The organism is Plantibacter sp. (assembly GCF_059073635.1).
This window is the reverse complement of the sequence record NZ_JCACOF010000009.1, coordinates 410,676-435,924: the sequence shown is the minus strand read 5'-3', so window position 1 is coordinate 435,924 and position 25,249 is coordinate 410,676. Positions and strand designations below refer to the sequence as shown.

The window sequence follows — 25,249 nt, the reverse complement described above, 5'->3', positions numbered from 1 at the left end:
GAGTGGATCCGCTTGCGCACACCAGTGCACGGGCAGGACGTCGTTCGACAGATGAGAGGCATCACACCATGACCGATCTGGACACCATCCCCGTCACCACCCTCGACGGCCGGGACACGACCCTCGCGGAGTGGGACGGGAAGGCCAAACTCGTGGTCAACGTCGCGAGCCGCTGCGGCCTCGCGCCGCAGTACGAGAAGCTCGAGGCACTCCAGAAGGAGTACGCCGACCGCGGCTTCACGGTGATCGGGTTCCCGAGCAACCAGTTCCTGCAGGAGCTCGGCGACAACGAGAAGATCGCCGAGTACTGCTCGGCCACCTGGGGCGTCACCTTCCCGATGATGGACAAGGTGAAGGTCAACGGCCGGAACCGGCACCCGCTCTACCAGGAGCTCGTGAAGACCGCCGATGCCAACGGCAAGGCCGGCAACGTCAAGTGGAACTTCGAGAAGTTCCTCATCGCGCCCGACGGCACCGTGCACCGCTTCCGTCCGACGACCGAGCCGGACGCCCCCGAGGTCATCGCCGCGATCGAGGAGAGCCTTCCCGCGTGACGCCGGGACGGCCGGGCGCGCTCACCGGTAGGTGACTCCGGTGAGCGCCTCGGCCGTCGTCCAGAGTTCGGCGGCGACGTGCTCGTCGCGGGCCGCCGAGGTCCGGTCGACGGGCTTCGGACCACCGCGCATCTCGCCGAAGCCGCTCGGACCGTAGTAGCCGCCGGGCTCGACGTCGGGCGACGTCGCCGCGTAGAGCGTCGGAAGCGCACCCATCTCAGCGCTCTGACCGAGGAGCCGGGTTCCCCACGCGAGGAGCGGACCCTGCGCGGACTCGGTGTGGGACTGGAGCTCGGTCGACGCGAAGCCGGGGTGTGCGGCCACGGACAGCACCGAGGAACCCTCCGCCGTGAGGCGTCGCTGCAGTTCGGCCGAGAACATGAGGTCGGCGAGCTTCGACTGGCCATAGGCGGACCAGCGCCGATACGTCCGGTTGCGCCAATTGAGATCGGCCAGGTCGATCTTGCCGGCGCGGTGTGCAGCACTCGACAGCGTCACGACCCGCGTGGTGATGCGGTCGATCAGGAGGCCGGTGAGTGCGAAGGGCCCGAGGAAGTTCGTGCCGATCTGCATCTCGAAGCCGTCGGCCGTGCGTCGTTCGGGAACGGCCATGACGCCGGCGTTGTTCACCAGCACGTCGACCCGCTCGACGCCGTCGGCGAATCGACGGACGGACGCGAGGTCGGCGAGATCCAGCTGCCGCACTTCGACGTCGCCGGTCATCGTCGCCGCGGCCCGCGCGCCCTTGTCCGTGTCGCGGCAGGCGAGGATCACGGCGGCACCGTGGGCGGCGAGCTCGCGGGCCGTGACCGCGCCGATCCCGCTGTTCGCGCCGGTCACGATCGCGACGCGGCCGTGCTGATCGGGGATGTCTGCTGCGGTCCAGGGGCTCATGAGGGCGACGTTACGCCATCACGATCTTCCGATTACACATATCGTTCACAGCTTCACCGATATATCGTTGAGCATCGTTCACGTACGACGAAGGAGAGCAATCATGGGTGGATTCCCAAGCGGTGGCGCAGGATTCGGTGGCGCAGGGTTCGGTAACGGCGGAGGCTTCGGCAACGGAGCCGGCTTCGGTACCGACGGCATGTGGCAGATGATGGAGCAGCTGCGTTCGAAGTTCGAGAAGAGCGCCGGCTCGCGCGTCGGCCGCGGCGACGTCCGCTCCGCCGTGCTGGCCCTCCTGGCCGAGCAGCCGATGCACGGCTACCAGATCATCCGCGAGATCGAGGAGCGCAGCGGCGGCTCCTGGAAGCCCAGCGCAGGCTCGGTCTACCCGACGCTGCAGCTGCTGTCCGACGAGGGCATCATCACGGCCGAGGAGTCGGGCGGCCGCAAGACCTACGCACTGACCGAGGCCGGTCGCGACGAGGTCGCCGAGTCCGGCGCATCCGCTCCGTGGCAGAACGCCGAGTCGTCCGAGCACCCCGGCTTCACCGCTCTGCCGAAGGCCGGCGTCGAGCTGGCCCAGGCCGCAGCCCAGGTCGGCCGCACCGGAACGCCCGAGCAGGTCCAGCAGGCCGTCACCATCCTCGACGACGCTCGCAAGCGCCTCTACGCGATCCTCGCCCAGGACTGACCGAGTGTCGTCGACCGGCGGGACGCCCAGCGACTCGGCGTCCCGTTTCGGCGAGCTCCCCATGAGCGGGCGGGCCGGCGTTCCAGCCGGTCCGCCCGCTCACGGGCGCGCCCGGTACCGTCGCATCCTCCGCTTCGCGAGCTGGCACCTGGCCGCCGCCTGGTGGTTCGAGATCGTCCTGCCGCGGTTCGGGCTCATCAAGCTGACGGAGCGGACCCGCACGCGCCGCATGCAGAAGTTCGCACGACGGTTCCACGTGCTCGCCGTGGACCTCGGCGGCCTCATGATCAAGGTCGGCCAGTTCATGTCGTCGCGCCTCGACGTGCTCCCGCCGGAGATCACGAAGGAGCTCGAAGGCCTGCAGGACGAAGTCCCGCCCGTCGCCTTCCCTCGCATCCGCGCGCTCGCCGAGTCGGAACTCCGCGTCCCGCTCTCGCAGGTCTTCGCCGGCATCGACGAACGCCCCGTCGCAGCGGCCTCGCTCGGCCAGGCGCACCGCGCCCTGCTCGCTCCGGCGCTCGCCGCCGACACCGGGCTCGACGCCGTCGTGCTCAAGGTCCAGCGGCCGGGTATCGACGAGATCGTCACCGTCGACCTCGCCGCCCTGCGCAAGGTGGGCGGCTGGTTGCGCCGCGTCCGGCTCGTCTCCGACCGCGTCGACATGCCCGCACTCGTCGAGGAGTTCGCCGCGACGAGCCTCGAGGAGATCGACTACCTCCATGAGGCCGCGAGTTCCGAGCGGTTCGCCGCCGACTTCGCCGGCGACGACCGCGTCTCCGTGCCCGCGGTGGTCTGGGAGCGCACGACCCAGCGCGTCCTGACGCTCGAAGACGTCACCGCCATCAAGATCACCGACGCGGACGCCCTGCGCGCCGCAGGCATCGATCCCGTCGACGTGGCACCCGTGTTCGCGGCCGTCATGTTCGACCAGCTCTTCACCAACGGGTTCTTCCACGCCGACCCGCACCCCGGCAACATCTTCGTGACTCCCGTCGATGCTGCCCCGGGCGAGCGGCCCTGGAAACTGACCTTCATCGACTTCGGGATGATGGGTGAGGTCCCGCCGACCACGAGGCGTGGCCTCCGGAAGCTGCTCATCGCCGCCGCATCGCGCGACGGCAAGGGCCTGGTCGACGCGATCCGCGACCTCGGCGTCCTCCTGCCCTCGGCCGACACGACCGAGCTCGAGCGGGCCATGACCGCGCTGTTCGGACGCTTCGGCGGCATGGGGTTCGCGGAACTGCGCGACGTCGACCCGAAGGAGTTCCGCGACTTCGGCAACCAGTTCAGCGAGGTCATCCGCACGCTGCCGTTCCAGCTCCCCGAGAACTTCCTGCTCATCATCCGCGCGATCTCGCTCACCTCCGGTGTCTGCAGCGCCCTCGACCCCGAGTTCAACCTCTGGGACTCCGTCGAGCCCTACGCCGCGCAGCTGCTCCGTGACGAACGCGGCAACGTCGTCCAGGACCTCGGTCGCGAGGCACTCGACATCGCCACGGTCGCCGTCCGCCTGCCGAAGCGTCTCGACGCGGTCATCACGCGGGTCGAAGCCGGCACGGTCGCGACCACCAACCCGAGACTGGAACAGCGGATCGCGCGGCTCGACCGCACGACGGGCCGGGTCGTCTCGGCCGTGCTGTTCGCCGCGCTGCTCGTCGCGGGTGCCGTCCTCCGGGCCGACGACGCGGTGCTCGGCACCGTCTTCATGGTGGTCTCCGTCGTGCCACTCCTCCACGCACTCTTCTCGGGGCGCCGCGGGCGCTGACCCCGGCGAGGGGTCGTCGCCACGGCACACTCCTGACGCGAAAACCTGGATCATCGGTCCATAGGCCGGTCTCCGGCGCTCCAGCACACTTGCCTGAATCGATCGGGCAAGCACGAGGGAGCACCACCGGATGGAATCGTTCGACGTCGCGGTTGTCGGCATGGGAGCTCTCGGCAGTGCCGCCGCCTACCACCTCGCCCGTCGGGGCGCGAAGGTCGTCGCCTTCGAGCAGTTCGAACTCGGGCACGTCCGCGGCGCCTCGCACGACACCTCGCGGATCGTCCGGACGTCGTACGGCGCACCGCAGTACGTGCGACTCGCGCAGTCGGCCTACCGTGACTGGGCGGACCTCGAGCAGGAGTCGGGCGAGCGGTTGCTCACCATCACCGGCGGGGTCATCTTCCTGCCCGTCGACGGGCCCTACTCGGCCACCGACTTCACCGCGGCGCTGGAGGAGTGCGGGGTCCCGCACGAGCTGCTGACGCCGGCCGAGGTGCAGGCGCGGTGGCCGCAGTTCCGGATCCCCGAGAACGTGGAGACGGTCTACACCGCCGACACCGGCATCGCCCACGCGGCGCGCACCGTCGCGACGCTGCAGCTCCGTGCTCGGGCGCTCGGTGCGGACATCCGCGACCGCACCCGGGTCGACGCGCTGACCCCTGATGGATCCGGCGTCGTGGTGCAGACCTCCAGCGGCCCGGTGCGTGCCGGCAAGGTCGTCCTGGCCGCCGATGCCTGGGCCAACGAGCTGCTCGAACCCCTCGGCGCGGCGATCCCGCTCGACGTCATGCAGGAGCAGGTCACCTACTTCCGCCCGGCCGACGCCGAGCAGCTCGATCGCGAGCGGTTCCCGGTGTGGATCTGGGAGGACGAGGAGTGCTACTACGGCTTCCCGACCTTCGGGGAACCGACCGTGAAGGCCGCACGCGACGTCTCGGAGAACCGCATGTCGCCGGCGGAGCGCACCTTCGTCCCGTCGCCGGAGCTCACCGGGCAGCTGGCCGACTTCATGGCGGACCTCGTGCCGGCGTCGGGCCCCGAGCTCCGCACGGTGACCTGCCAGTACGCGCTCACCCCGGACCGGAACTTCGTCCTCGGCCCGCTCGAGGAGCACCCGGACGTCATCGTCGCCCTCGCCGCCGGTCACGGCTTCAAGTTCACGCCCGCGTTCGGACGCATCCTCGCGGAGCTCGCGCTCGACGGGGAGACGAGCGACGACATCGCGAGCTTCGCCCCGTCCCACGCCCGCAGCGCCGACCGCGTCTCACCGATGCCGACCTCCGCGAGCTGATCCGGAGCTCGGCGTGGAGCGGGCCGGTCCGAGTGCTGCCGGCTACCGTCCGGCCTGCAACTGCTCGCGGAGCTCGTCGAGGCGGACGGCGATGCCGAGCCGGAACATGCGCTCGTCCTCGCGCCAGGAGGCTCCGAGGACCTGGTCGAGCCGGTCGAGCCGCTGGAGGATCGTGTTCGTGTGGAAGTTCAGGGCGCGCGCCGTGCGGGTGGGGCTCGCGTTGTTCCGCACGAACGCACGCAGCGTCCCGAGCAGGTCGGCGTTCCGCTCGGCGTCGTAGCGCCGGACGAGTCCGATGGTGTCGCGCAGGAAGTCGGCGAGCGCCCGCGCATCGGTGTCGAAGATCGCGGAGTAGGGCAGGAAGTCGTCGGTCGATGCGGTGAGGTCCGAGAGTTCCAGTGCGGCGATGAGTCTGGCGGTGCGCATCGCGCTGGTGAACGCGGAGGTGAGGGCGTCGGGAGCGGTGCGGGGCACGACGGCGACGACGGGTTGCTGGATGCTGCCGGCGACGTGTCGGCGGACGGCGTCGGCGTCGAGCGGCTGACGGCCGGAGGCGTGTGCGGCGACGACGTACCCGCGGTACTCGCCGACGAGCGCATGGTCGTCGAGTCGGCGGCTGAGCGCTCGGGCGGCGGTGGTCTGCTGGTCTCCCGGGACGGCGAGGAGGAGCAGGGAGTCGAGTTCGTGCAGGTCGATGCCGAGGCGCCTGGCGCGTCGTTCGACGTCGGATCGGCGTTCGGGCACGTCGTCGAGGAGGTCGGCGATGAGTTCGCTGCGGACGCGGTGGTCGGCGCCCGAGGCCGCCTCCTGCTGCAGTTCGAGGAGCGCCGCGACCTGCGCCGCGCGTTCGACGGTGCGGAGGTCCACGGCGCCGAGCTCGAAGTCGCCGTCACCGAGGATGAGGGCGCCGAAGTGCCGGCTGCCGGCGGACAGGGCGGCGACCGCTCCGACACCGCCGCTCGCGACCAGGACGCAGTGGCCCGAGCGACGGCTGTCGGTGATGGCCGCGCGGGTGACGTCGTCGAGGTCGAGCATGCCGGGGGAGAGCGGGAGACCGGCTGCCGCGATCACCCGGTCCTGCGCGTCGGTCACGGCGACCGCACGGCCGAGTGCGGTGGCGAGCGTCTCCGCGACGGGTGCGAATCCGCCCCCGGCGAGGACCGCCTGGACGAGTTCCTGGTGGACGGTGTTCGCCCGGTCGCGTTCGACGAGGTGGGCGGTGAGGTCCGCGAGGTTCCGTCGGCTGGCGTCCTCGGAGTCCTGCAGGTCGCGGAGGGTCTGCGTGGTCTGGAGGATCACCGAGGCGTGGTCCGCGAGCGCCGCCAGGAGCGCGACCTCGTCGGGGGAGAAGTCCTTCCGGTCGCGGTTGCCGACGAAGAGGACGCCGAGGACGTCATCGCTCGTGAGCATCGGCACGCCGAGCAGGGAGACGAGCCCCTCCGCTGCGACCGCGTCGTCGATGCCGCGCTCGTGTCGATCGGTCGAGTAGTCGGAGTAGTCCGCGACCCACTGGGCCGTGCGCGATTCGACGACGACGCTCGCGAGCCCGCGCCCGGGAGGGACGCGGAGCGTCTGGAACGACGGACTGACGGAGCCACTCGTCTCGCGGACCCGCAACTCGTGGGTGACCGGGTCGAACTCGGACAGGTAGGCCAGATCGACGCCCATCATCTGGTGGGCGCGCTGGACGAGTCTGGCGAGCACGGCGTCGCTGTCGCGGAGCTCGGCCAGTTCGCGGGCGCTCGAGAACAGGGCTGAGAGCTCGTGCTCGCGGCGTCGCAGCCGGATCAGCTCCCGCTCGGTGTCGTGGACGGGTTCGGCGTCGACGAGGTCGGTGGCCGTTCGCACGTCGGCAGGCTCTCGCATCGGGTCTCCTGACTGGTCCCTCAGGAGTCTAAAGCGACGGCCGGTCCAGCGGGGTGTGGGATCCACCCACACGATCGCCGATCCGCTGAGTCATCCACCCATCGTCGTCGACGATCACCGCTCCTAGGGTCGTCTTGACCGCAGCACCGAGGATCCGGTGTCTGCCTGTACCGAAGGGCGACCCATGCCGAGAAACAGCCGAATCCAGGGGCTGCGCGACCACACGCCGGACGAGCGGCTCGACCTCGTCGCCGAGGGGGCCGGGATCGCGGCGGAGGCGCTCGCCGCACTGCGACCCGATGCCGGCCTGTCGATCGCCCAGGCGGACCACCTCGTGGAGAACGTCGTCGGCGTCATCGCCGTCCCGGTGGGCGTCGCGACGAACTTCACCATCGACGGCGAGGACCGACTCGTCCCCATGGCGACCGAGGAGCCGAGCGTCGTCGCCGCGGCCTCCAACGCCGCCCGCATCGCGCGCGTGCACGGCGGTTTCCGGACGTCGTCGTCGGGCGACGTCATGATCGCGCAGATCCAGATCCTCGACGCGGTCGACCCGCACGCCGCGCGGCTCCGCGTCCTCGAGGCCCGCGACGAACTGCTCGCCCTCGCGAACGAGCTCGACCCGATCCTCGTCTCCTTCGGCGGTGGCGCCCGCGACATCGACGTGCGGATCCTGCCGACGCGCGTGGGGACACAGGTCATCGTCCACCTCCACGTCGACGTCCGCGACGCCATGGGCGCGAACGCCGTGAACACGATGGCCGAGGCGATCGCGCCCCGCATCGCCGAGATCGCCGGATCGCGGACCCTCCTGCGGATCCTCACGAACAAGGCCGACCAGCGCATCACCCGTGCCAGGGCGGTGTTCGACGCCGACCTCCTCGGTGGTGCGCAGGTCGTCGCCGACATCGTCGCCGCGAGCGCGTTCGCCGAGGCCGACCCGTACCGGGCGGCCACGCACAACAAGGGCATCATGAACGGCATCACGGCCGTCGTCCTCGCCACGGGCAACGACACCCGGGCGGTCGAGGCCGGCTGCCACTCCCACGCGGCGCGGTCCGGTCGCTATTCGGCGCTGTCGCAGTTCGAGCAGGACGCCGACGGGAACCTCGTCGGCACGATCGAGGTCCCACTGGCCGTCGGACTCGTCGGTGGAGCGACGAAGGCACATCCGACGGCGCAGGCGGGCGTGACCCTCCTCGGCGTCGAGACGGCCCGGGAACTCGCGGCCGTCATCGCCTCCGTGGGCCTCGCCCAGAACCTGGCCGCGTGCCGGGCGCTCGCCGCCGAAGGCATCCAGCGCGGCCACATGACCCTGCACGCCCGGACGATCGCGGCGAGCGCCGGCGCGACCGTGGACGAGATCGGGGCGGTCGCGGCGAGGATCGTCGCCGACCGTCGGATCCGGGTCGAGTACGCGCGCGAGGTGCTCGACGAGCTCCGGGCGACCTCGGCATGAGCGGCCTGCCGCAGCCCCGGATGGAACCGGTGGACGGCCTCCCGACGCGGGTGCGCGTCTACGAGGTGGCACCGCGCGACGGGCTGCAGGCCGAGACGGACATCCTGCCCACGGCGGTGAAGGCGGAGCTCTGTCGGCGTCTGTACGAGGCGGGGTCGCGGGACCTCGAGGTGACGAGTTTCGTGCCGGCCACCTGGATCCCGCAGTTCGCGGATGCGGAACGGCTCGTCGCGGGCCTCGACGTGCCGACGGGTGCGCGGGCGGTCGGCCTCGTGCCGAACCTGCGCGGCCTGCATCGGGCGATCGACGCGGGTGTCCGGGAGGTCTCCGTCGTCGTGAGCGCGTCGGAGTCGTTCGCCAGGGCCAATCTCAACACCTCGCGCGAGGGTGCCGTCGAACGGGCCGAGGAGGTCGTCGCCGCCGCGACCGCGGAGGGCGTGCCGGTGCGCGGCTACGTGTCGATGGCGTTCGGGGACCCCTGGGAGGGTGCGGTCGATCCGGCGACGGTCGTCGAGGCCGCCGTGCGGCTGTACCGCGCCGGGTGTTCGACGGTCGCCGTCAGCGACACGATCGGGGTCGGGACGCCCGGGCTCACGACCCGGGTCGTCCGGGACGTGCTCGCCGCCGGGATCCCGGTCGAGGCGGTCGCGCTGCATCTGCACGACACCTACGGGCAGGGACTCGCCAACGTGTACGCGGCGCTCTCGCTGGGCGTCGCCGAGTTCGACTCCTCCGTGGGTGGCCTGGGTCGCTGCCCGTACGCGAAGGGCGCCACCGGTAACCTCGCAACCGAGGACCTCGTGTGGATGCTCCACGGGCTCGGGATCGAGACCGGGCTCGACCTCGGGGCCCTCGCCGCGACGACCGCCTGGTTGGCGCGCGTCCGGGGCGTCGCAGCCCCCTCGAACGTGGCGACGGCCCTGGCGGCCGCAGCGTCCGCGGTCGACACCCCGAGCACCGCAGGAGGCGGCAGATGAGGCACACCACCGAGTACGTCCAGGGCGACGTCGAAGCGGTCCGCGCGCTGGTGCGCGAGCACCCCTGGGCGACGGTCGTCAGTCACGTCCCAGGTCGTGGGCTCGTCTCGTCGCACTATCCGGTCCTGCTCGAGGAGGACGAGGACGGGATCGTGCTCCTCAGCCACGTCGGGCGGCCCGATGAGCGACTGCACGAGCTCGGTCAGCACGAGGCCATGGTGATCGTCTACGGCCCCCAGGGGTACGTGTCGCCGAGCTGGTACGACACGTCGCCGGCCGTCCCCACCTGGAACTTCGCGGTCGCGCACCTGTACGGGGTGCCCGAACTGCTCTCGGACGAGGAGAACCTGCAGGTGCTCGACCGCCTCGTCGCCCACTTCGAGCGTGTGCTGCCCGAGCCGTACCTGATGAACGGGACGATCGCGAACAGCGAGTACGCGGCACGCATCGTCCATGGGACGGTCGGATTCCGCCTGCGCGTGACCCGGTTCGAGGCCAAGGAGAAGATGAGCCAGGACAAACCGGCCGAGGTCGTCGAACGGGTCGTCACGGCGCTCGGGGAGCCGGGTCCGTACCGGAACCCGACCCTCGCCGCCCGCATGGCGGCCCTCCACGGGCTCGACACGGGGACAGCTGCGCCGACCACCGACGACGGGACACCGGCACGGTGACCGCGACCGACCTCACGCTCCGGAACGCACGGCCCTCCGGCGGCGAGCCCGTCGACATCCTCGTCCGCGACGGTCGGATCGCCGGGATCGGACCGGCCGGGACGGCCCCGGCGTCCGGCGAGGTCGTGGACGTCGCCGGACGCACGATCGGACCGGGGCTCTGGGACGCGCACGTCCACATGACCCAGTGGGTGATCCAGCGGCGACGGATCGACCTGACGGAGACCGCCAGCGCGGCCGACGTCCTCGCGGCCGTCCGTCGCGCGGTCGACACCGGTGCACCCCTCACTGACGGGTTCCTCATGGGGTACGGGTTCCGCGACGGCCTGTGGGCGCAGCCGGCGACGCTCGCCGCGCTGGAGGCCACCGAATCGGACGTACCCGTCGTCCTCGTCAGCGGCGACCTCCACTGCGCCTGGATGAACACGCGCGCCGCGCGACGACTCGGCCTGGACCTCGACGCGAGCGGGGTCGTCGCCGAAGCGCCGTGGATCGAGGCGCTGCAGCGGATCGACCAGCACTCGGGGCTCGCCGCGCACGCCTACCGGGACGCCGCCGACGCGGCAGCCCGACGCGGCGTCGTCGGGGTCGTCGAGTTCGAGAACACCGACAATCTCGGCGAATGGTCCGAGCGCATCGCGGACGGCGCGACGAGCCTGCGGATCGAAGCCGCCGCGTGGCCCGACCGTCTGGAGTCCGTCATCGCGGCGGGACTCCGCACCGGCGACGCGATCGACCCGGCCGGACTCCTCACCATGGGGCGGCTCAAGGTCGTCGTCGACGGTTCCCTCAACACGAGGACCGCCTGGTGCTGGGACCCGTATCCGGGCGTCGACCCGTCGAGTGCGCACGCCTGCGGGGTCGAGAGCGTCTCGGTCGACGAGCTCCGCCGACTGCTGGAACGAGCGAGGGGCGCCGGGATCGAGGCGGCCGTCCACGCGATCGGCGACCGAGCCAACACCGAGGTCCTCGACACCTTCGAAGCGCTCGGGATGCGCGGCGTCATCGAGCACGCCCAGCTCGTGCGCGAGCAGGACTTCGCCCGGTTCGCGAGCCTCGGGCTCATCGCGAGCGTGCAGCCCGAGCACGCGATGGACGACCGCGACGTCGCCGACCGCCACTGGAGCGGCCGCACGGGTCGCGCGTTCGCGTTCGGATCCCTGCACCGCGCAGGCGTCGGCCTCCGGCTCGGCTCGGACGCTCCGGTCTCGCCACTCGACCCGTGGCAGGCGATCGCCTCCGCGACGAGCCGGAGTCGCGACGGCCGCGACGCCTGGCACCCCGAGCAACGGCTCCCGCTGGACGTGGCCCTGGCCGCGAGCGTCCGGACGTCGATCGCGGTCGGGCAGCCCGCCGACCTCGTCATCACGGACCTCGACCCGTTCGACGCCGACGCCGAGCGGCTGCGGTCGATGCCGGTCGCCGCGACGCTGCTCGGCGGTCGCTTCACCTGGCGCGCGATCTGATGGCAGCTGAGACCGAGACGGAGACCCCCACCGTGACACCGCAACCCACCGCGACGCCGACCCGCTCGCAGCTCTTCACGAACGCCCGGGTGTTCACCGGCACCGACGAGACGGGCTTCGCCTCCGCGTTCCGCATCGTCGACGGCCGCTTCGACTGGGTGGGGGAGGCGTCCGCGGTCGCGGGGGAACCCTCGGTCGACCTCGGCGGACGCACCGTGCTCCCCGGCCTCATCGACAGCCACACCCACCCGGCGCTCATGGCCGCCACCGCCGTTGCCGCCGAGTGCTTCCCGCCGTCGGTGGTCTCCATCGACGGACTCGTGGAGCGGCTGCGAGAGCACCAGGCGACGCTGACCGCGCCGAGCGCCTGGGTGCTCGGCCGCGGGTTCGACGACACGAAGTTCCCCGAGGGACGGATGCCGACCACGGCCGACCTCGACGCGGTGTCCACCGAACGCCCCGTCCTCGTCTGGCGCTGCGACGCCCACTCCGCCGTCTGCAACACCGCGGCGCTCCGCCTCGCAGGCATCACGGCCACCACGCCCGACCCGTCCGGTGCGCGTTTCGAACGCGGACCGGACGGCGAACCGAACGGCGTCCTCACCGAGATCGCCGCGGTCGACGCGGTCGCCAGGTTCATCCCGGTGCCCGAACGCGACGAGCAGGTCGCCTCGCTCGTCGCGATCGGCGAGGAACTGGCCTCGCGAGGGATCGTCGCCGTGTGCGACCTGCTGTCCAACCGACTGCACGACCCCCTCGACGCCTTCCGCGCCGCTGCCGCCAAGGGGCTCCGCACCCGCGTCGCCCTCTACCCGGGCTGGGACCCCTCCGCGCCACTCGCCGAGCTGACCCCGGACGATCGCGAGGGGCGGATCCGCATCGGCGGGGTGAAGGTCGTCCTCGACGGGGCCTACTCGAACCGCACCGCCTGGGTCGCCGAACCGTATCCCGAATCCTGCGACCACGGACTCCGACTCGTCGAGGACGACGACGTCCTCGCAGCCGGCGCCTGGGCTCGCCGCAACGGCGTCCAGCTCGCGGTGCACGCCATGGGCGACCGCGCCCTCGACCGCGTCGCGAGCCTCTTCGAAGACCAGGAGCCCTGGCTCGAGGGCATCCCCTCCGTCCGCATCGAGCACGCGACCATCATCAGCGAGGAGTACGCCGAACGGCTCCGCTCCGCGCGCATGACGTTCGGGATCGCCACCCACACCGTGTTCTTCTTCGCCGAATACGACGGCTACGAGCTCGCCCTGCGCGCCGAACAGGTCCCCGACGCCTACCCGATCGCCCGGTTGTTCCGCACCATCGGGCCGCTCGCGCTCTCCTCCGACCGCCCGGCCACCGCCTGGAGCGGCGCCGACGACGTCATGCTCTCCGTCGAGGCCGCCGTCCGACGCCAGGCCTACAACGGCGCCGACTTCGTCCCCGAGGAAGCCATCAGCGTCGCCCAGGCGCTCCTGCTGTACACGGGACGAGCCGGCCTGCTCTCGCCGCTCGACAGCGTCGGCCGGATCGCCACGGGATACGACGGCAGCTTCGCCGTCCTCGACCGCGACGTCTTCTCCGTCCCCGCCGACGAGATCGCCACCGTCCGGGTGGCCGAGACGTGGATCCGCGGCGAGCAGGTGTACCGGCGCTCGCCGCAGGACGAGGGGGTCCGCTCATGACCGGCTTCCAGGGGGACGCGACCGCGATGCGCGACGAGCTGATCGCCGTCCGACGTGAGCTGCACCAGGAGGTCGAGATCGGCCTCGACCTGCCAGTGACACAGGGGATCATCCTGCGCGAACTCGCGGGGCTCGGCCTGGAGATCACGACGGGCACCGGACTCTCCTCGGTCGTCGCCGTCCTCCGGGGCGGCGCCCCCGGCCCCACCGTGTTGCTCCGTGCCGACATGGACGGTCTGCCGGTGACCGAGGCGACCGGGCTGCCGTTCGCGTCGACCTCCGGGGCCATGCACGCCTGCGGCCACGATCTCCACATGGCGGGTCTCCTCGGCGCCGTCCGGCTGCTCGTCGCCCGTCGCGACGACCTCGCCGGAACGGTCGTGTTCATGTTCCAGCCCGGGGAGGAGGGCCAGGCCGGCGCGCGGATCATGCTCGAGGAAGGTCTGCTCGACATCGCCGGAGAGCGACCCGTCGCGGCGTACGCGCTGCACGTCGACTGCAGCACCCCACGCGGGCAGCTCGTCACGCGCGAGGGCGCGATGATGGCGAGTGCCAACGCGTTGCAGCTCACCCTCCGCGGGACGGGCGGTCACGCGGCGTTCCCGCACCTCGCCGTCGATCCGGTGCCGGTCGCCGCACACCTCATCCTCGCCGTGCAGACCTTCGCGGCCCGTCGGCTTCCGGCCACCGACCAGGCCGTCATCTCCATCACCCGGCTGAGCAGCGACTCCGAGGCCAGCAACGTGCTCGCCTCGGCCGTCAGCCTGGAGGCGAACATCCGCACACTGTCGAAGGCGACGCTCGAGACGGTGCGTGAGCAGCTGCCTGAGCTGCTGACCGCGATCGCCGAGGCGCACGGCTGCACCCTCGAGTCGACGTTCATCGCGTCCTACCCCGTCACCGTCAACGACCCGGAGGAGACGCGGTTCGTCCTCAGCACGCTCGACGCACTCGTGGGGCCAGGCCGGGTCGTCCGCCAGGAGGTGCCGTCGATGGCGTCGGAGGACTTCGCCTACATCCTCGACGAGGTCCCCGGCACGCTCGTCTTCGTCGGTGCCGCCCCGGACGAGGGCTCCGTCGCCCTGCACTCCGAACGCGCGGTGTTCGACGACGACGTCCTGGACCTGCAGGCCGCGGTGCTCGCCGAACTCGCCTGGAGGCGCCTGCAGCTCGCCTGAGCGACGGTCGACCGTCCGGGTGGCGAGTGGGACATCCCGGACGTATCCGACAGTCGGGGCAGCGCATGTGCCCTGGATGGGTAGCATGGACACGTTCCGGATTCCGACGACGAAAGGGCGCGCGTGATCACCGCAGAGGACATCACGAGGCGCTCCGCGATCGCCGAATACCAGGTCGTCGGTCGTCCGCCCGAGACGGACCTCGAGAGCCTCGTCCACCTCGCCGCGGCCATGTGCGGCGTGCCGACCGCCGTCATCAACATCATCGACGACCGGTTCCAGCACCAGATCGCTGCAGTCGGGTTGGAACCGGCGAGCTGCTCGCGCGAGGACTCGATGTGCGCGGTCGTGTTCCAACAGCAGGTGCGGACGATCGTTTCAGACGCTCGTGAGGACCCGCGCTTCGCGGCGAACCCCTTCGTCACCGGTGAGCTCGCCAACGTCCGCTTCTACGCATCGAGCCCGCTCGTCACCCCCGACGGCGTCCCGATCGGCACCCTGTGCATCTTCGACGACCGTGTCCGTGAGCTGACTCCGGAACAGGGCAAGGCGCTCGACCTCCTCGCGAGGCAGGTCGTCGACGTCCTCGAGCTGCTCCGCCTCACCTACGAGCTCGGCCAGTCCAACGAGCAGCTCGCCCAGTTCGCCGGCCAGGTGAGCCACGACCTGCGCAACCCGCTCATGGCGGTCTCCGGGTTCCTCGAGCTCGCGACCGACAGCCCGGAGATGGCGAACGCGCCGCACGCGGCGAAGGCGCTCGCGCGAGCCGAGTCCGCCGCCGATCGGATGGCGGCGATGATCACCGACCTGCTCGACTTCGCCCGGATCGGTGGCGCCCGTCCGCGACGCGCCCCGATCGACCTCGGGCCGCTCGTGTCCTCGGTGGTCGAGGACCTCGATGCGACCATCACCTCGACCGGCGCGACCGTCGACGTCGACACGCCTTTCCAGGTGCACGGCGACGAGACGTTGCTGGGCGCGCTGCTGCAGAACCTGATCGCGAACGCGGTGAAGTTCAGTGCGGCCGCCGGAGTCGTCCCGCACGTGCTGGTGCAGGCCGAGCGGGTCTCCGCCGGGGTGCTGGTCGCGGTCGAGGACAACGGTCCTGGTGTCGCTCCGGAGCAGCGTGAGCGCGTCTTCGACCTCATGGAACGCGCGGCGGGGAGCGAGGTCGCCGGCCTCGGCATCGGCCTCTCGACCTGTCGACGCATCGTCGAGGCGCACGGTGGCCGGATCGAGATCGACGAGTCGGGGCTCGGGGGAGCGAGCGTCTGGTTCCTGTTGCCCGACGCCCGATCAGCGGCCTGAGCCGCCCGCGCGTGCGCGGTGCCTGCGGACGCCCGACCGGTTGGCGCACCGCACCGAGCAGTAGCGCTGACGGCCGTTGCGGGTGACGTCGACGACGACCCGCCGGCAGGTGTCGCCGGGTTCGGTCCCCGCGGCACACCGACCGAGACGCTGCATCCCCCTCGTCGTCAGGTGGAGGGCGGTCCCGACGCTGATCACCGCGCCGAGGACCTCGGGGAGCGCCTGGTGCTCGTCGCGGTAGTGCAGGTGCCACCCCTCGCCGTCGTGGTCCGTCAGGCGCGGGAACGCGGCCGCAGCGGCCATCTGGCGGTTGAGGGCGGCCGCCCTGGCCTGATCGTCGGCCGCGTCGACGACGGTCAGCCACTCGTCGACGACCCGGCGGACGCGGGCGTGGTCATGGGGGACCTCGGTGAAGGGCATCGTCATCCCGTGCTCCCGGGTGCGGGCGACGATGGCGTCCCGGTCGTCGGGCCAGTCGTTCGCCAGCGAAGCGGCCAGGAGGACGGCGTACGAGCCGTAAGGGTTGAGATGCATAACGCCATTACATCATGGTGGAGTCATGACCCTCCTCGACGCACCCCCGCAGTCCTCCGAACCGTCGCCGAACGCCGTCGACGCCTGCCGCCACATCTGGGCGACGGAGTCGGCGCACACCACCTCGGAGGGGTCGCTGCGCTACCTCCGGTGCGCCGCCTGCGGCAGTCGTCGGGTGGAACTGCGACCCCACGGCGACGCACCGGCGGTGCCGGTCACGCGCCAGGACATCCCGCCGCGGTGACGCATCACCGAGACCGTCCACGCTGACGTCCTCCCGCCGCGCGCGTTAGCGTTGGAGGAGTGGTCTGCGGGACCGCACCCGCCCAGTGACGAGAGGAACCCCATGAGCGCCGACGTCTGGCTCGACAAGGAATCACCCGAGGTCTATCAGGCGCTCGTCGAGACCGGCCGCGCCGCGGGTCGCGCGGCTCTCGACGCCGGCATCGACAAGCGGCTCATCGAGCTGATCCGGATCCGGGCCTCGCAGATCAACGGTTGCGCGTACTGCCTGCGTCTCCACGTCGCTGACGCGATCGCGCTCGGCGAGACCACGGAACGCCTCGCCATCCTGTCCGCCTGGCGCGACAGCGAGTACTTCAGCCCGGTGGAGCAGGCCGCACTCGCGATCACCGAGGACGTCACCCTCATCGCGGACGTGCAGCATCGCCGGCGACTGCCGGACGACGACCTGTCGACGCTCACGAACGGTCAGATCGCCGCGGTCCGGTGGCTGGCGATCGTCATCAACGCCTTCAACCGCGTCTCCATCACGAGCCACTACCCGGTGCACCCGGAGCAGGCGGACTGACGGCGCTCAGTCCTTCCGGCGCCTCGCGCCACGGAACCACGCTGCGACGCGGGTGCGCAGTCCGTCGGAGTACTCGTTCGAGAGGTCGAGGGTCTCCTTGCCGAGATCGCCGCCGTTCCTGATGGACTCGAGCGCCCGCAGCGCCCGGGCCTCCTGCTCGGCGGCTCGCTTCCTGCGGTCCTCATCACCCATGCGCCCAGCCTAGACGCGGTCGACGGTGACGCCCCCGTTCAGACCGTCACGTGGTGACGGCCGATCGGCAGCATGAGCGGCTTGCCCGAGGTCGGGTCGGTGATGACCTGGTTCTGCAGTCCGAACACCGCGCGCACCGTCGACTCCGTCAGCACCTCGTGGGGTGTCCCCGCCGCATGGAGGCGCCCACCGGCAAGGGCGACGAGGTGGTCGGCGTAACGTGCGGCGAGGTTCAGGTCGTGCAGCACCATGACGATGGTCGTCCCGCGGGAACGGTTGAGGTCGGTGAGGAGGTCGAGCACCTCCACCTGATGGCTCACGTCGAGGAAGGTGGTCGGTTCGTCGAGGAGGAGCAGGTCGGTCTGCTGCGCGAGCGCCATCGCGATCCACACGCGCTGACGTTGTCCGCCGGACAGCTCGTCGACGTGCCGGTCCGCGAGCTCGCTCGTCTCGGTGGCGTCGAGCGCCGCAGCGACCGCGACGTCGTCCTCGGTGCTCCAACGAGAGAGGAAGCCCTGGTGCGGGTGTCTGCCTCGCCCGACGAGGTCGGCGACCGTGATCCCCTCCGGTGCGATGGGCGACTGGGGGAGCAGGCCGAGCGTGCGTGCCAGCTGCTTCGCCGGCAATCGGTGCACGTCCTTACCGTCGAGGACGACGCGGCCGCTCCGAGGCGTCAGTAGGCGGGACATCGAACGCAGCAGCGTCGACTTGCCACAGGCGTTCGCGCCGACGATCGCCGTCACCCGGCCGGGCGGAACGAGGAGGTCGAGTCCGTCGATGACGGTCCGGTCGCCGTAGCCGAGTGCGAGTCGCTCGACGAGGAGCTGGTGTTCCGTGGTCACAGGGTGCCTCCGGGATGGTCGGGTGGCGTGCCGGTCACAGCGAGCCACCGGCGCGGTTGGTGCGGATGATGAGCCAGATCAGGAACGGTGCCCCGAGCACCCCGGTCACGACGCCGACGGGGTAGCGCGCGCCGAGGAGGTACTGCCCGGTGAGATCGGCAACGAGGACGAGGAGGGCGCCCACGAGCGCGGCGGGCATGAGCATCGACCCGCCGCGTCCGACGATCCGCGAGGCGATGGGGCCGGAGAGGAACGCGACGAACGCGATGGGGCCCGACGCCGCTGTCGCGAACGCGATGAGGCCGACTGCCGCGACGATCACGATCAGGCGGGTCCGGTCGACGCGGACGCCGAGTGCGGCGGCGGTGTCGTCGCCGAGTCGGGTCGCGGCGAGGTTCCTGGACTGGGCGAGGAGGACGGGGCCGAGCACGAGCAGCGCGACGACGACCGGACCGACCTGCGACCAGCTCGTCCCGTTGAGACTGCCGGTCAGCCACCGGGTCGCCTCCTGCAGGTCCCACTGGGCTGCCCGCGACAGGATGTACGTCGTCACACTGTCGAGCATGGCGGCGACACCGATGCCGATCAGGATGAGTCGGGTTCCGGCGACGCCGCCGCGGTAGGCGAGGACGTACACGAGGACCGCGACGGCGAGGCCGACGACGATGGCGAAGACCGACACCTCGGTCGCGCCGAGGGAGAGGGTGACGATCGCGAATGCGGCGGCCGCGCTCGACCCGGCGCTGATGCCGATGATGTCCGGACTCGCGAGGGGGTTCCGCAGCATCGTCTGGAAGGTGACGCCGGCCAGACCGAACGAAGCCCCGGCGATGACCGCGAGGACCGCCCGGGGGAGCCGCAACCGTCCGACGGTGAAGGAGGCGCCCGGCACGTCCTGACCGAGGACGACACGCACGACGTCGCTCGGCGGATAGAAGGTGTTGCCCACCATCAGGGAGATCAGGAAGACCGCGACGATGAGTGCGGCGAGGGTGGTCATGACGGCGACCCGGCGACGGCGGCGCCCCCGGCGTCCACCGACAACGCGGTCGAGGGTCGAGGGCGTCCGTCCACCGAGGCCGGGCGCCGCGACGGGTTGGCGCTCGGTCACAGGGCGCTCACCTTCTGCCGACGGACGATCGCGATGAAGATCGGAGCGCCGATCAACGCGGTGATGATGCCCACGTCGATCTCCGCGGGGCGGGCGACGATGCGGCCGAGGACGTCGGCGACGGTGAGGAGGATCGCCCCGACGACGGCTGAGAAGGGGAGGAGCCACCGGTGGTCGACGCCGACGATGAGCCGACAGGCATGCGGCACGACGAGCCCGACGAAGCCGATGGGACCGGTGACCGCGGTCGCCGCCCCGCAGAGCACCACCGAACCGAGGGCCGCCGCACCGCGTGCGATGGCGACGCGTTCACCGAGGCCGGCGGCGAGCTCGTCGCCGAGCGCGAGGGAGTTGAGACCGCGTGCGGACAGCAGGCAGACGAGGAACCCGACGACCAGGAACGGCAGCACCTGCTCGAGTTGGACGACGGTGGCACCACCGACGCCACCGATCTGCCAGGACCGCACACTGCTCGCGATGTCGCCGCGGGGCAGCACGACGGCAGTGATGACGGAGGCGAGCGCGGCGGACGTCGCGGCGCCCGCGAGGGCGAGCTTGAGCGGTGTCGCGCCACCTCGGCCGAGCGAGCCGACCGTGTACACGAAGACCGCCGTGGCTCCGGCGCCGATGATCGCGACCCAGATGGTGGTGCTCGCCGCTGCGAGCCCGAAGTATGCGAGACCGGTCACGACGGCGAGGGAGGCGCCGAGGTTGATCCCGAGGATGCCGGGGTCGGCCAACGGGTTCCGGGTGACGCCCTGCATGACGGCTCCCGAGACGCCGAGGGCGGCACCGGCGAGGACGGCGAGGAGCGTCCTCGGGATGCGCTTGGCCACCGCGGCCTGATCGAACCCGTCCACGCCGCCCGAGAAGGCGCCGAGCACGGCGGACCACTCCACGTCACGCGATCCGACGGTGACGGAGAGGAGCATCGCGGCGAGGAGGACGAGGGCCGCGACGAGGAGCCAGAGCCCACGAACCCGCCTCGGGCGTCGCACGACGGCGACACCCGAGGCGGGTGGGGTGGCGGTACCGGTGATCACGCCGCCTGGTCAGCCGCCTGCGCGAGCAGCTTCAGGTAGTCGTCGAGGATCCAGGAGATCGAGAGCGGCGTCGGGTTGGCGGCGGTTCCGAGGGGGCTGGTGCCGGGGAGGGCGACGATGGCGCCGTTCGCGACGGCGGGCATCTGCGACAGCAGCGGGTCGGCCTCGAGTGCCGCGATGAGCTCGTCGCCGCCGTACGTCACGATGATGTCGACATCGCTGAACGCGTCGGCCTGTTCGGCGCTCTGCGTCAGGGAGAACAACTCGGTCTCGGCGGAGGCCGTCGCGACGCTCTCGGGGAACGCGAGGCCGAGGTCCTCGAAGAACGCGGTGCGGGTGTCGTGGGTCGTGTAGTAGCTGACCTCGCTGAGATCACTGGTGTCGACGTGGGTGAGGAACATCGCGGTCTTGCCCTCGAGCTGCGGGTACGCCGCCGCCGCGTCGCTGATCTCGTCCTCGAGCTGCGTCACGAGTGCTTCGCCCTCGTCGGCCATGCCCATCGCCTCGCTGTTGAAGAGGATGGTGTCGCGCCAGGACGTGCCCCAGGCGGTCTCCGGGTAGGCCACGACGGGGGCGATCTCGGTGAGGGTGTCGTAGTCCTCCTGCGTGAGCCCCGAGTAGGCGGCGAGGATGACGTCGGGGTTCGTGTCGGCGACGGCCTCGAAGTCGATCCCGTCGGTCTCGTCGAAGAGCACCGGGGTCTCGGCGTCGAGCGCTTCGAGTTTCTCCTCGACCCAGGGGAGCATGCCATCGCCGTCGTCGTCACCGAAGTTCGCAGCGGCCATCCCGACGGGCACGATGCCGAGGGCCAGTGGAACCTCGTGGTTCGCCCAGTTCACGGTGGCGACGCGCTCCGGCTTGGCGTCGATCGTCGTGGTGCCGAGGGCGTGCTCGATCGTGATCGGCGTGAAGCCGTCGCCACTGCCGGTGCCTTCTTCGGCCGATGACGACGAGCAGGCCGCGAGGCCGATGGTGAGGAACGCCGCCGCGGAGAGGGCGACGAGACGTGATGCGCGCTGCATGGGGTCCTTTCGGGTGCTGCTGGCTGACACCTGCGTGCGGGCACGACGAACGACGGCGTCGGAGGACGTCGTCGAGGGGTCGGGCATGGCGGCCGTGAACGGCCGGCGTCACACGCGAGGAGGGGATGATGAAGGATTGCCTAACCAAAGTTAGCTGGCATCCCACCCTGACGCAATCGAGCGGATCCGACGTGTTCCTTCGCGAATCGGACAACCGATCGCGGGTGCATCGATCCGTCCTCAGCGGTTCCGGAATCGCCCGGGGCTCATGCCGGTGACGCGGCGGAACGCGGTCCCGAACGCCGTCGACGAGCGGTACCCGACGGCGGTCGAGACCTCGTCGATGCTGTCACCCGCCGTCAGTCGGGTGATCGCGTGCTGAGCTCGCGCGGCGGCGACCCACCGGGTGAACCCCAACCCGGTCTCGGATTCGAAGGCGCGCGTCACCGTCCGCGTGCTCACGCCCAGCCGGGTGGCCCATTCGGCGAGCGAGGTCGTGTCGGACGGGTTCGTGCGCATCCGCTCGGCGATGGGTGTCAGGAGCGCCGACCGGGGGAGTCGGAGGAGCAGTTCGTGCTCGGCCGGCTCCAGCACGTCCACGATGGCCGCCTCGGTGGTGGCACGCGCGCGGTCCTCGAGCTCGGCGTCGCCGAGCCGGTCGAGCAGGAGGCGCAGCAAGGGCGTCACTTCCACCGCGGTCGGCTGCTCGGAGATCGTGGGGACGCGGTCGACGCTGAACATCGCGGCCCGCTGCCAGGTGCCGGCCGGGGTCCATCCGGTGTGGCGGACACCGGCCGGGATCCAGAGACCGTGGTGCGGGGTCACGGTCCAGACGCGCTCGCCGACGGTCGCGGTGGATGCGCCGCGATCGTTCCACAGGAGCTCGTGCGTGGGGTGGGAGTGCTCGTCCCAGTGCGTGTCCCGCGCGATCCGCTCGGTGTTGCCGCGGATGACGAACGGCACGGGGATCGCGCCGGCCTCGTAGAGGGGGAGTCTGCGACGCGCCGGTGCCGTGTCCGTCGCGTCGAGGGACTGCTCCCACGGGTCGGCGGCGGCGGGGACTGGCACCGCTCCAGCGTACGGGGGTCCACGCCGGACCGTCCCGCTTCAGCGCTGCTTCAGCTTGTCCGCGCCAGACTGGGACGCGCCGCTCGACCGTCGACCGGCACGGAGCCTGGAGGTCGCACCGGATGCGGATACTCGTCGTGGACGATGAGGTGCGACTCGCCGACGGCGTTCGGAGGGGACTCGAGGCGGAGGGCTTCGCCGTGGACGTCGCGGCGAACGGCGTCGACGGACTCTGGATGGCCGGAGAACACCGCTACGACGCGATCATCCTCGACATCATGATGCCGGGCCTCAGCGGCTACCGCGTCTGTCAGCAGCTCCGCGACGCGGGCGACTGGACCCCGATCCTCATGCTCACGGCGAAGGACGGCGACTGGGACCAGGTCGAAGCCCTCGACACCGGTGCCGACGACTTCCTGAGCAAACCCTTCTCCTTCGCGGTGCTCGTCGCGCGGATCCGCTCACTCGTCCGACGTGGATCGCGGGAGCGGCCGGCGGTGCTCGAGGTCGGCGAACTGCGGCTCGACCCGGCGTCGAAGCAGGTCCACCGGGGCGACGTCCCGATCGACCTGACCTCGCGCGAGTTCGCGGTCCTCGAGTTCCTCATGCGACGCGGCGGCGAGGTGGTGTCGAAGCGCGAGGTCCTGCAGAACGTCTGGGACGACGACTTCGAGGGCGATCCCAACATCGTCGAGGTCTACGTCGGGCATCTCCGCAACAAGGTGGACCGCCCCTTCGAGCGGGCTTCGATCGAGACGGTGCGTGGGTTCGGATACCGGTTGGCGGGCGGGCGTGGCTGACGGCGGGCCGCACGGAACGGTCGCGCCCCGACAGCGGCTGTGGCGTTCGGTCCGAGCCCGCGCGGCACTGGGATCGGTGCTCGCGGTCGGACTGTTCCTCGGGGTCGGCTCCGTGGCGTTCGTCGGCCTCTTCTCCGCGGCGCTCCGTTCCGGCGTCGAACAGAGCGCATCGGCCGAGGCGGAGAGCGCCTCGGCGCAGCTGGTCGCGGCGGACGCGACGACGCTGCCCGAGGACGACGGTCGACTCCTGGTCCTGGTCGAGGACGGCCGTGTCGTGGACCGGACGGACGACGAGATCGAGCTCCCGACGCCGATCCCGGACGGTGACGTGTTCGTCTCGGTCGTCGACGACGAGCCGGTGTTGTTCGCCAGCGAGGACGTCGACGTCGACGGCCGTGACCTGGTCGTCCTCGCGGGCCGCTCCCTCGAGGAGACCGACGACGCCGTCGGACTCGTGTCGATGCTCCTGCTCATCGCTGTCCCCGTGCTCGTCGCCCTCGTCGGCGGCCTGACCTGGCTGCTCGTCGGGCGTGCGCTGGCGCCGGTGGAGCGGATCCGTCGCGAGGTCTCGGAACTGGGGGCCGGCGAACTGGATCGACGGATCGCGGTCCCCGCCACGGGCGACGAGATCGGTCGCCTGGCCGGGACGATGAACGGCATGCTCGAGCGGCTCGAGGACGCCCAGACGGCGCAGCGGCGGTTCGTGTCGGACGCCTCGCACGAGCTCCGCTCACCGCTCGCGGTGATCAGGCAGTACGCCGAGGTGGCGGCGCTCCACCCGGACCGGGTCGACCCGGCCGAGCTGTCCTCGACGGTCCTCGAGGAGGGCGCCAGGATGCAGGGGCTCGTCGAGTCGCTCCTGCTGCTCGCGAAGCTCGACGAAGGGGCGACGGGCACCGCGCGGCGCACGGTCGACGTCGACGACCTCCTGTTGACGGAGGCTGCACGTCTCCGATCCGCCGGTGGACTGCGCGTCGAGTCCGCGGCCGTCGCGGCGGCGAGGGTCGACGGCGACGAGGTGCTCCTCGCCCGCGTGGCGCGGAACCTCGTCGACAACGCCGTCCGGCACGCACGATCCGTGGTCCGACTGGGATCCGCCACCGACGGTCGGATCGTCAGGATCTCCGTGGAGGACGACGGCCCCGGTGTGCCGGTCGAGTCCCGCGCACACGTGTTCGAACGGTTCGTCCGCCTCGACGAGAGTCGTTCGCGCGACGCCGGCGGTTCGGGCCTCGGCCTGGCGATCGTGGCCGACGTCGTGCGGCTGCACGGTGGGTCGATCGAACTCGTCGACAGCGCGCTCGGCGGGGCGGCGTTCATCGTCACGCTCCCGGCGTCGTCCGCTTCCTGAACGCGGCTTCAGCTCGCTTCAGGTCCGCTTCAGCGCTCCTCGGACAGTCTGGGGCACATGAACGAGAACACCGCCTCCCAGCCCACCGATCCCACACAGCCCACCGCAGCCACCGAGCGCATCGAACCCGTCGAGCGCGTCGAGGCGACCGACCACACCGCCATCCCCGCGACCCCGGCGACCACCGGCAAGCCGGCCTTCTGGCGCCGGAAGCCCGTGTGGATCACCGCGATCGTCGTCGGGGCCCTCGCCCTCGGCGGAGCCGGCGCCGCCTACGCGGTGGACGAGTTCGGAGACACCGACGACGACCGCGTCACGGCGGCGTCGAACACCGACCGCGACGGCGGCACCGCCATCGACGACGGTGACACCACGGCTGCCACCGATGACCGTGACGCCCGTGACGCCGACGACGTGCCGCTGACCGACACCGAGTTCGACGCGGCCTCGAAGGCAGCGCTCGCCGAGGCGAAGGGCGGCACCGTGACCGATGTGGACCGCAGCGACGACCCGGGCGAGGCGTTCGAGGTCGACGTCCTCCTCGAGAACGGCGACGAGCTCGAGGTCGCGCTCGACGCGGACTACGCCGTGGTCACGAGCGTGCTCGACCCGCGCGACTGACGGACGCACCCCGCCGGGTGCGGAACGACGAGGGCCGGACGGAATCCTGGGATTCCGTCCGGCC

The 25,249-nt window shown here is 71.2% G+C and carries 25 protein-coding genes; 16 read left to right on the top strand and 9 right to left on the bottom strand.

Going from position 1 to position 25,249, the window contains the following annotated elements; translation table 11 throughout:
- The first annotated feature begins 68 nt into the window (after positions 1–68).
- Positions 69–554: a glutathione peroxidase gene (locus AC5JOC_RS12045; RefSeq protein ID WP_056005205.1), complete on the top strand. Its 486-nt coding sequence runs from the start codon at positions 69–71 to the stop codon at positions 552–554.
- 21 nt (positions 555–575) lie between these two features.
- Here the strand turns inward: AC5JOC_RS12045 and AC5JOC_RS12040 are convergent, their stop codons facing one another.
- Entirely contained in the window at positions 576–1,448 is an 873-nt protein-coding gene (locus AC5JOC_RS12040) for an oxidoreductase (protein ID WP_079706078.1), read from the bottom strand.
- Between the two features lie 199 nt (positions 1,449–1,647).
- On the opposite strand from AC5JOC_RS12040, the gene AC5JOC_RS12035 reads away from it, so the two are divergent.
- The 3 genes from AC5JOC_RS12035 (at position 1,648) to solA (ending at position 5,195) form a co-directional block, all read left to right on the top strand.
- Positions 1,648–2,139 carry a PadR family transcriptional regulator gene (locus AC5JOC_RS12035; RefSeq protein ID WP_085514431.1) on the top strand — a complete coding sequence of 164 codons (492 nt, stop codon included), beginning with the start codon at positions 1,648–1,650 and terminating at the stop codon, positions 2,137–2,139.
- 61 nt (positions 2,140–2,200) lie between these two features.
- The gene (locus tag AC5JOC_RS12030) at positions 2,201–3,904 is read left to right on the top strand and encodes an ABC1 kinase family protein (RefSeq protein WP_494246473.1); all 1,704 of its coding nucleotides are present in this window, start codon (positions 2,201–2,203) and stop codon (positions 3,902–3,904) included.
- 130 nt (positions 3,905–4,034) lie between these two features.
- Positions 4,035–5,195, top strand: coding sequence for an N-methyl-L-tryptophan oxidase (gene solA, locus AC5JOC_RS12025; RefSeq protein WP_494246472.1), 1,161 nt, complete (start codon positions 4,035–4,037; stop codon positions 5,193–5,195).
- Positions 5,196–5,237: 42 nt separating this feature from the next.
- Here the strand turns inward: solA and AC5JOC_RS12020 are convergent, their stop codons facing one another.
- Complete coding sequence (locus AC5JOC_RS12020; protein WP_494246471.1) at positions 5,238–7,043, bottom strand: GAF domain-containing protein; 1,806 nt, start codon at positions 7,041–7,043, stop codon at positions 5,238–5,240.
- A gap of 202 nt (positions 7,044–7,245) precedes the next feature.
- On the opposite strand from AC5JOC_RS12020, the gene AC5JOC_RS12015 reads away from it, so the two are divergent.
- The 7 genes from AC5JOC_RS12015 to AC5JOC_RS11985 all read left to right on the top strand — a co-directional run bounded on the left by AC5JOC_RS12015 (position 7,246) and on the right by AC5JOC_RS11985 (position 15,790).
- A complete protein-coding gene (locus AC5JOC_RS12015; protein ID WP_085514388.1) occupies positions 7,246–8,520 on the top strand; it encodes a hydroxymethylglutaryl-CoA reductase, degradative in 1,275 nt (424 codons plus the stop codon).
- Positions 8,517–9,497, top strand: a complete 981-nt coding sequence (locus AC5JOC_RS12010; protein ID WP_494246470.1) for a hydroxymethylglutaryl-CoA lyase — start codon at positions 8,517–8,519, stop codon at positions 9,495–9,497. Before AC5JOC_RS12015 ends, AC5JOC_RS12010 begins: the two co-directional genes overlap by 4 nt.
- Positions 9,494–10,168, top strand: coding sequence for an FMN-binding negative transcriptional regulator (locus AC5JOC_RS12005; RefSeq protein ID WP_494246469.1), 675 nt, complete (start codon positions 9,494–9,496; stop codon positions 10,166–10,168). The genes AC5JOC_RS12010 and AC5JOC_RS12005 overlap by 4 nt, the downstream gene beginning before the upstream one ends.
- Entirely contained in the window at positions 10,165–11,634 is a 1,470-nt protein-coding gene (locus AC5JOC_RS12000; RefSeq protein WP_494246468.1) for an amidohydrolase, read from the top strand. The genes AC5JOC_RS12005 and AC5JOC_RS12000 overlap by 4 nt, the downstream gene beginning before the upstream one ends.
- Positions 11,634–13,304 (top strand): amidohydrolase, encoded by a 1,671-nt coding sequence (locus AC5JOC_RS11995; RefSeq protein WP_494246467.1) that lies wholly within the window; start codon positions 11,634–11,636, stop codon positions 13,302–13,304. Before AC5JOC_RS12000 ends, AC5JOC_RS11995 begins: the two co-directional genes overlap by 1 nt.
- Positions 13,301–14,482 (top strand): M20 metallopeptidase family protein, encoded by a 1,182-nt coding sequence (locus AC5JOC_RS11990; RefSeq protein WP_274500017.1) that lies wholly within the window; start codon positions 13,301–13,303, stop codon positions 14,480–14,482. Before AC5JOC_RS11995 ends, AC5JOC_RS11990 begins: the two co-directional genes overlap by 4 nt.
- A 123-nt stretch (positions 14,483–14,605) precedes the next feature.
- A complete protein-coding gene (locus AC5JOC_RS11985; protein WP_124769444.1) occupies positions 14,606–15,790 on the top strand; it encodes a sensor histidine kinase in 1,185 nt (394 codons plus the stop codon).
- Here the strand turns inward: AC5JOC_RS11985 and AC5JOC_RS11980 are convergent.
- Positions 15,779–16,324, bottom strand: coding sequence for a CGNR zinc finger domain-containing protein (locus tag AC5JOC_RS11980; RefSeq protein WP_124769443.1), 546 nt, complete (start codon positions 16,322–16,324; stop codon positions 15,779–15,781). The two genes, AC5JOC_RS11985 and AC5JOC_RS11980, sit on opposite strands and share 12 nt — an antisense overlap.
- Before the next feature lie 25 nt (positions 16,325–16,349).
- Here AC5JOC_RS11980 and AC5JOC_RS11975 point away from each other — a divergent pair, with 25 nt between their 5' ends.
- Positions 16,350–16,568, top strand: a complete 219-nt coding sequence (locus tag AC5JOC_RS11975) for a hypothetical protein (RefSeq protein WP_494246466.1) — start codon at positions 16,350–16,352, stop codon at positions 16,566–16,568.
- A 102-nt stretch (positions 16,569–16,670) separates the two neighbouring features.
- A complete protein-coding gene (locus AC5JOC_RS11970) occupies positions 16,671–17,135 on the top strand; it encodes a carboxymuconolactone decarboxylase family protein (RefSeq protein ID WP_079706065.1) in 465 nt (154 codons plus the stop codon).
- Between the two features lie 6 nt (positions 17,136–17,141).
- Here the strand turns inward: AC5JOC_RS11970 and AC5JOC_RS11965 are convergent, their stop codons facing one another.
- The 6 genes from AC5JOC_RS11965 to AC5JOC_RS11940 form a co-directional block, all read right to left on the bottom strand.
- Positions 17,142–17,327: a hypothetical protein gene (locus tag AC5JOC_RS11965; RefSeq protein ID WP_085514378.1), complete on the bottom strand. Its 186-nt coding sequence runs from the start codon at positions 17,325–17,327 to the stop codon at positions 17,142–17,144.
- Positions 17,328–17,365: 38 nt separating this feature from the next.
- The gene (locus AC5JOC_RS11960) at positions 17,366–18,169 is read right to left on the bottom strand and encodes an ABC transporter ATP-binding protein (RefSeq protein ID WP_124769441.1); all 804 of its coding nucleotides are present in this window, start codon (positions 18,167–18,169) and stop codon (positions 17,366–17,368) included.
- Positions 18,170–18,203: 34 nt separating this feature from the next.
- Positions 18,204–19,280, bottom strand: coding sequence for a FecCD family ABC transporter permease (locus tag AC5JOC_RS11955; RefSeq protein ID WP_236555478.1), 1,077 nt, complete (start codon positions 19,278–19,280; stop codon positions 18,204–18,206).
- On the bottom strand, positions 19,277–20,320 hold the full coding sequence (locus tag AC5JOC_RS11950) for a FecCD family ABC transporter permease (RefSeq protein ID WP_236555586.1): 1,044 nt from the start codon (positions 20,318–20,320) through the stop codon (positions 19,277–19,279). The genes AC5JOC_RS11955 and AC5JOC_RS11950 overlap by 4 nt, the downstream gene beginning before the upstream one ends.
- Positions 20,320–21,345: an iron-siderophore ABC transporter substrate-binding protein gene (locus tag AC5JOC_RS11945; protein WP_079706331.1), complete on the bottom strand. Its 1,026-nt coding sequence runs from the start codon at positions 21,343–21,345 to the stop codon at positions 20,320–20,322. The genes AC5JOC_RS11950 and AC5JOC_RS11945 overlap by 1 nt, the downstream gene beginning before the upstream one ends.
- 240 nt (positions 21,346–21,585) lie before the next feature.
- Positions 21,586–22,413, bottom strand: a complete 828-nt coding sequence (locus AC5JOC_RS11940) for a helix-turn-helix domain-containing protein (protein WP_079706061.1) — start codon at positions 22,411–22,413, stop codon at positions 21,586–21,588.
- A 122-nt stretch (positions 22,414–22,535) separates the two neighbouring features.
- Here AC5JOC_RS11940 and AC5JOC_RS11935 point away from each other — a divergent pair, with 122 nt between their 5' ends.
- Genes AC5JOC_RS11935 through AC5JOC_RS11925 form a run of 3 tightly spaced genes read left to right on the top strand, consistent with a single transcriptional unit; the run spans position 22,536 to position 25,185 of the window.
- A complete protein-coding gene (locus tag AC5JOC_RS11935) occupies positions 22,536–23,213 on the top strand; it encodes a response regulator transcription factor (RefSeq protein ID WP_079706060.1) in 678 nt (225 codons plus the stop codon).
- A complete protein-coding gene (locus tag AC5JOC_RS11930) occupies positions 23,206–24,564 on the top strand; it encodes a sensor histidine kinase (protein WP_494246465.1) in 1,359 nt (452 codons plus the stop codon). The genes AC5JOC_RS11935 and AC5JOC_RS11930 overlap by 8 nt, the downstream gene beginning before the upstream one ends.
- A gap of 57 nt (positions 24,565–24,621) precedes the next feature.
- Entirely contained in the window at positions 24,622–25,185 is a 564-nt protein-coding gene (locus tag AC5JOC_RS11925) for a hypothetical protein (protein WP_494246464.1), read from the top strand.
- The last annotated feature ends 64 nt before the right edge of the window (positions 25,186–25,249 follow it).